General features: G+C 68.1%; 8 protein-coding genes. 5 read left to right on the top strand and 3 right to left on the bottom strand.

The genetic code is table 11. The features are described from left to right. Window positions 1-44 precede the first annotated feature (44 nt). The 5 genes from GORHZ_RS14830 to ccsB are packed head-to-tail and all read left to right on the top strand — an operon-like array spanning window position 45 to window position 4,891. On the top strand, window positions 45-653 hold the full coding sequence (locus GORHZ_RS14830; RefSeq protein WP_040532069.1) for a histidine phosphatase family protein: 609 nt from the start codon (window positions 45-47) through the stop codon (window positions 651-653). Between the two features lie 11 nt (window positions 654-664). Further along, window positions 665-1,297 carry a TlpA disulfide reductase family protein gene (locus tag GORHZ_RS14825; RefSeq protein ID WP_006334309.1) on the top strand — a complete coding sequence of 211 codons (633 nt, stop codon included), beginning with the start codon at window positions 665-667 and terminating at the stop codon, window positions 1,295-1,297. A 2-nt stretch (window positions 1,298-1,299) separates the two neighbouring features. After that, complete coding sequence (locus GORHZ_RS14820) at window positions 1,300-2,106, top strand: cytochrome c biogenesis CcdA family protein (protein WP_006334308.1); 807 nt, start codon at window positions 1,300-1,302, stop codon at window positions 2,104-2,106. Beyond that, a complete protein-coding gene (resB, locus tag GORHZ_RS14815; protein WP_006334307.1) occupies window positions 2,103-3,824 on the top strand; it encodes a cytochrome c biogenesis protein ResB in 1,722 nt (573 codons plus the stop codon). Before GORHZ_RS14820 ends, resB begins: the two co-directional genes overlap by 4 nt. A gap of 47 nt (window positions 3,825-3,871) precedes the next feature. Further along, window positions 3,872-4,891: a c-type cytochrome biogenesis protein CcsB gene (ccsB, locus tag GORHZ_RS14810; RefSeq protein WP_006334306.1), complete on the top strand. Its 1,020-nt coding sequence runs from the start codon at window positions 3,872-3,874 to the stop codon at window positions 4,889-4,891. Here the strand turns inward: ccsB and GORHZ_RS14805 are convergent. From GORHZ_RS14805 to GORHZ_RS14795, 3 genes are all read right to left on the bottom strand, one after another. Continuing rightward, the gene (locus GORHZ_RS14805) at window positions 4,876-5,367 is read right to left on the bottom strand and encodes a helix-turn-helix domain-containing protein (RefSeq protein ID WP_006334305.1); all 492 of its coding nucleotides are present in this window, start codon (window positions 5,365-5,367) and stop codon (window positions 4,876-4,878) included. The genes ccsB and GORHZ_RS14805 overlap by 16 nt on opposite strands. Window positions 5,368-5,535: 168 nt before the next feature. Continuing rightward, a complete protein-coding gene (locus GORHZ_RS14800; protein ID WP_006334304.1) occupies window positions 5,536-5,748 on the bottom strand; it encodes a hypothetical protein in 213 nt (70 codons plus the stop codon). A gap of 79 nt (window positions 5,749-5,827) precedes the next feature. Then, entirely contained in the window at window positions 5,828-6,052 is a 225-nt protein-coding gene (locus GORHZ_RS14795; RefSeq protein WP_006334303.1) for a BldC family transcriptional regulator, read from the bottom strand. Window positions 6,053-6,172 lie beyond the last annotated feature (120 nt).

The following is a 6,172-nucleotide window of genomic DNA, read 5'->3' as shown; positions in this document are numbered from 1 at the left end:
GCCGCACAAGCGGGGGAGAACAGTTGACCAACACGATCGTCCATATGATGCGGCACGGCGAAGTCGCCAATCCCGACGGGATTCTCTACGGCCGCCTGCCCGGGTTCCGCCTATCGGACGCCGGGCGTGCCCAGGCGCAGAAGGTCGCCGGCACGCTCGCCGACCACGACATCACCGCGGTTTTCGCCTCGCCGCTGCAGCGTGCGCAGGAGACCGCCACACCGATCGCGGCCGCCCACGGGCTATCGGTGACGACCAATGAGGAACTCATCGAGGCCGAGAACGTCTTCGAGGGCCTGAAGGTCTCCGTCGGCGACGGGGCGCTCTCCAAGCCGCGGCACTGGCCCAAGCTGCGCGACCCGTTCACCCCGTCCTGGGGTGAGCCCTACATCCAGCTCGCCCACCGCATGCTCGCTGCGGCGAACACGGCCCGTGACGCCGCACGCGGCCACGAGGCCGTCTGCGTCAGCCATCAGCTGCCGGTCTACACGCTGCGCCGATTCCTCGAGGGTCAGCGGCTGTGGCACGACCCGCGTCGTCGGCAGTGCTCGCTGGCCTCGCTGACCAGCCTCATCTACGAGGGCGACGCCCTCGTCGACATCATCTACTCCGAGCCGGCCGGGGCGTCGGACCCGCTGGTAACCGGGGCGTAGGGACGACGTACGTGCGAAGGTTCTCCCTGCTGGTGGCGGTATCGGCAGCTCTGATCGGACTGATCACCGGCTGCGGTACCGGCGACGACGCGGTCGCGCAGGGGGACACCTTTCAGTTCGTGTCCCCGGGCGGTCAGACCGTCATCACCTATCCGGTCGCCGACCGCAAACAGGTCGCCGACCTGTCCGGCCCCGAGCTGACCTCCGACGAGACCATCTCGCTGAGCGATCCGCAGTTCGCCGACAAGGTCGTCGTCATCAACGTGTGGGGTTCGTGGTGTGGACCGTGTCGTGCCGAGGCCGACGACCTCGAACGCGTCTACGACGAGACCAAGGGCGACGGCGTCGCCTTCCTCGGCATCAACCTGCGTGACGACCGGCAGTCGGCACAGGACTTCGTCGCCGACCGCAACGTCGGCTACCCCTCGATCTACGACTTCGACGGCATGACGCTGGCCGCGATGACCACCCCCACCGCGGTGGTCCCGACGACGGTCGTGCTCGACCGGCAGCACCGCCCGGCGGCGGTGTTCCTCAAGGCCGTCAGCGCCGACGAACTCGGCGCGGTCGTGCGTGACGTCGCGGCGGAATCGCCGGCAGCGAGCACCCAGGGCTCGGCGACACCCACCGCGGGCAGGCCCTGACGATGACGACCCTCGCACCCCAGGCCGCCATCGGCGAGACCTTCGCCACCACGGTGACCAGCGGCCCGCTGCTGCTGGCGCTGGCCGCGTGCGTCATCGCCGGACTCGTCTCGTTCGCCTCCCCATGTGTCGTGCCGCTGGTCCCGGGATACCTGTCGTATCTGGCCGGCCTGGTCGGGGCGGAAGCGCCCGCGGTCACCGTCGGTGAACCGGCCAAACGTGGCCGCTCGCGGGTCGCGATCGCCGCGGGCCTGTTCGTGCTCGGGTTCACCGTCATCTTCGTGGCCGCCACCGCCACCGTCCTCGGCATCACCAGCACCTTTGTGGTGAACCGGGATCTGCTGCAGCGCGTCGGCGGTGTCGTCACCATCGTCATGGGCCTGGTGTTCATCGGACTGGTCCCGGCGATGCAGCACGAGTTCCGGTTCGCGCCCCGGCAGATGTCCAACATCGTCGGCGCGCCGCTGCTGGGCGCGGTGTTCGCACTCGGCTGGACGCCGTGCCTGGGCCCGACGCTGGCCGCGGTCATCGCCACCGCCAGCGGCACCGAGGGGGCGACCGCCGCCAAGGGTGTCGCGCTGATCGTCGCCTACTGCGCCGGCCTCGGTATCCCGTTCGTGGTGCTCGCGTTCTCGTCGGCGTGGGCGCTGCGATCGCTGGGCTGGCTGCGTAACAATGCCCGCACCATCCAGGTCTTCGGCGGCGTGATGCTGATCGCCGTCGGCGTCGCGTTGGTGACCGGGCTGTGGGATCAGTTCATCGTCTGGGTGCGTGACGCCTTCATCACCGATACGGAGCTGCCCGTATGACCGACACCGACATCGCGGGGGCACCGCAGATCGACACCCCGCCCGAGCCGTCGCGGCCGCATTGGGCGCTACGGCGGCTGTGGTGGCCGGCCCGCAACCTGTGGCGGTCACTGACCTCGATGCGCACCGCGCTGGTGTTGCTGTTCCTGCTGGCGCTGGCCGCGATCCCGGGCGCCCTGCTGCCGCAGCGCGAGCTCAACGAACAGAAGACGCTGGCCTACATCGCCGACCACGGCACTCTCGGCGAGTGGATGGATCGGCTGCAGCTGTTCGACGTCTTCTCCAGCACCTGGTTCACCGCCATCTACGTGTTGCTGTTCGTGTCGCTGGTCGGTTGCCTGACGCCGCGGATGATCGAGCACTTCCACAGCCTGCGGACCAAACCCGTCGCCGCGCCGCGCAATCTCAAGCGCCTGCCGCGCCACGTCGAGCACGAGGTCGACGGCGACCCCGAGGCCGTCGCCGCGCACATCACCCGCAACCTGCGCGGCTGGCGCACCACCACGACCGTGCGCGAGCCGTCGAAGGCCTATCCGAACGGCGCTGTCGAGGTCTCCGCGGAGAAGGGGTATCTGCGCGAGTTCGGCAACCTGGTCTTCCACTTCGCACTGCTGGCGTTGCTCGTGTCGATCGCGGTCGGCAAGCTTTACGGCTACGAGGGCACCCGCAGCCTGGTCGCCGACGGTGAGCAGGGCCTGTGCAACACCTCGACCGCGGTCTACGACTCGTTCCGCGCCGGCAACCTCGTCGACGGCACCGACCTGTCGCCGTTCTGCTTTCGTATCGACAGTTTCGACGCGACCTTCCTGCCCAGCGGGCAGCCCGACATGTACACCGCCGACGTGCGCTACACCGAGGGCGTGACACAGACCGATCCGTCGACCTGGCAGACGACGACGATCCGCGTCAACGAACCGCTGCGCATCGCCGGCGACCGTGTCTACGTCCTCGGCAACGGGTTCGCGCCGACCTTCACGGTCACCTTCCCGAACGGGGAGAAGCGCACCCAGACGGTGCTGTTCGTCCCCGATGAACTGCAGACGATGCTGTCGTCGGGTGCGGCCCGCTTCGACACCCCGGCCGGTCTCTACCCGAACGAGGACGAGCGCCGCAAACACCAGATCGCGCTCGAGGGTCTGTTCGCGCCGACGGCGTCCTTCCAGGGCACGCTGCTGCAGTCCTCAGGGCCCGAACCGAAAGATCCCTACGTCGCGATCCGCATCTACGAGGGCGACACCGGTCTGGACACCGGCAAGCCACAGAACGTCTACGCGCTCGATCAGACCCTCGTCGACCAGGGGCGGCTGACACGGCAGGCCCAGGTCAACCTCGCGATGGGGCAGAGCAAGACCCTTCCCGACGGCACGGTCGTCAGCTTCGACGGCTACCAGCGCTGGGTGTCGGTGCAGGTCTCCCACGACCCGGCGCAGGTGTGGGTACTGGTGTCGGCGATCGCCATGCTGGGCGGGCTGCTGGTCTCGCTGCTCATCCGTCGTCGCCGGATCTGGGCGCGGCTGACGCCGGTCACCGCGCAGATCTCCGGTGACTCGGATTCTCCGAACACCACCGAACGACGTACTGTAGTAGAAATCGCCGGCCTGGCGCGGACCGATCAGGCCGGATGGGGCGAGGGCTTCGAGGAGCAGGCCGCGGGTCTGCTGACCGATCCCGACGACCCGGCCGGACGGCCCCGCAATCGGCTGACCCGGCGTCTGTAGCCGGTCCGTCCGCGGACGGATGGAAGAGGAACTGGAGAACGAGTGCGATGAACACCGGTTCGATCCACATCGACGAGACCCTGGCCCGGTATTCCGACCTGCTGTTCGGCACCGCGATCACCGTCTACGTGCTCGCGATGATCCTGTTCCTCGCCGCGCTGGCCGGGGCACGCAGCCGCAAGCTCGCGTCGTCGGCGCAGCTCGTCACCGCCGGCGCAGGGTCGTCGGTCGCGGTCGACGAGCGGGCGCCCGGCCGGATCGACGAGGCACCCCGCCGCAGTCTCGGTGAGCGTGTGGGCAATATGGCCTACCCGGTCGTCATCGTCGGCCTGATCGCGCATATCTCCTCGATCGTGCTGCGCGGCATGGCCACCGGACGCCCGCCGTGGGGCAACATGTACGAGTTCATCTCGCTGACCTGCGCCGCGTGCGTCGTCGCCGGGCTGGTGGTGTTGCGCAAACCCGAACACCGTCCGCTGCTGAGTTTCGTGCTGCTGCCGGTCAGTCTGTTGATGTTCATCGGCGGCCGGTGGCTCTACACGCAGGCCGCGCCGGTGGTGCCCGCGCTGAAGTCCTACTGGCTGGCCATCCACGTCTCGATCATCTCGGTGTCCTCGGGGGTGCTGCTGGTGTCGGGTGTGGCGAGCATCCTCTACCTGATCAAGATGCGGTGGGGTCGCCCGGAGAGCGAGGACCCCGGCGCTGCAGGCACCGGATTCGTCGCCGGCGTGCGCCGCGTCGTCGACCGGATTCCGAGCGCCGACACGCTTGACCGGCTGGCCTACAAGGCCGTCGTGTTCGGGTTCCCGCTGTTCGGTCTCGGCGTCATCTGCGGCGCGATCTGGGCTGAGGCGGCCTGGGGCCGGTTCTGGGGATGGGACCCCAAGGAGACCGTGTCGTTCATCGCGTGGGTCATCTACGCGGCCTACCTGCATGCCCGCGCGACTGCCGGATGGCGCAACCACGCCGCCGCCTGGATCAACATCGCCGGCTTCGTCGCGCTCCTGTTCAACCTGTTCGCCATCAACCTGGTGGTCAGCGGCCTGCACTCCTACGCGGGACTGTGATCCTGCGGGGCTGACGGCCCCTCGTTCGTATGGTCGGGGTTATCGATCGCGCGTGCCTTGACCACTTTGAGCAGGTCGATCAGCACGTCGATGGTGTCGGGGTCCAGCCGTCCGACATCCGCGCCGGACAGGAAGGTGCCGGTCGTCGCGAGCAGGGCGACGTAGTCGCGCTGCTGGCGGACCCGGTCGAGATCCTCCTCGGGGTTGGCGAGGAAATAGGTGACGCTGACGTCGAAGGCCCGCGCGATCGCCTCGACGGTGCGGAACGACGGCGTGCGCGCCTTGCCGGTGCGCAGCTGTGAGATGTAGGCGTCCGACAGCGAGTAGCCCAGACGGTTGGCCCGCTCGGCGATCTTCTTGCCGGTGTAGGGGACACCGTTCTCGTCTCGGGAGTGCTCGAACAGATACCCCAGTTTCTGTGCGAAACTGGGGTCGTCGTCGGAGATCGACCCCGGTCCGTGGTCACCGGATGGCATCGGCGATCATCCCCCGCATGATTCGTTGATGTGGCGCACCTTTCGCCGACAGCCCATGGGTGATGGGCCCTCCTGCGTGATGGAGAGAGATTACCCTACCCCGAGGTAGGGTTCAGCGGTGCGTCGCTGGGCTGGAAGACGGCCTTGCGGGGGGTGTCGGCAGTCGGGTCAGGCGTCGTCGCCGTCGGGACCGTTGGCGCCGCGGCTACGACGGTCCAGGTCGCGCAGAAAATCGGGGTCGTCGTCGGGTCCGACGGGCCCCGATGGCCGTCGCACCGGACGCTCGGTCCGCTCGTCGGCGTCGGCAGCCTGAGGGCCGAACGCGCGCCACAACAGGAACGCGATCGCTGCAATGCCGATCACCGCAAACAGAAATGTCATGGCAACCTCCCGTACACAGACCAGCGTACGCGTGAGGGTGCCATGACATCAGGTCACCGCCCGTTTCGGGCGGGTCTGGTCAGCGGGTGCGGCGGTTGAGCAGCTCCACAACGTCGGACTCGCGGAAACGACGATGACCACCCGGGGTGCGGATCGAACCCAAGAGCCCCGAACTGGCCCAGCGCGCGACGGTCTTGGGATTGACGTTGAACATGGCGGCGACCTGGCCGGGGGTCAGGGTGTGCTGGCTCGCGAGACCCGGGGTGATGAGGCCGGTGGTGCTGGCTGTATCGATGATGGTCACGGTGTCCTCTTATCTCTGCCGACTTGATCTCTGCCGACGTGTTGTCGCCGCCGGCAACGATGAATAGCGGGGTCGACTCCATGGATACACGCCGAATGCCCGGGTACTCGAACCGTCAGC

This window comes from Gordonia rhizosphera NBRC 16068 (assembly GCF_000298195.1).
Classification (GTDB): domain Bacteria; phylum Actinomycetota; class Actinomycetes; order Mycobacteriales; family Mycobacteriaceae; genus Gordonia; species Gordonia rhizosphera.
The sequence above is the reverse complement of the archived record's forward strand: the minus strand, read 5'-3'. Positions and strand labels throughout refer to the sequence as shown.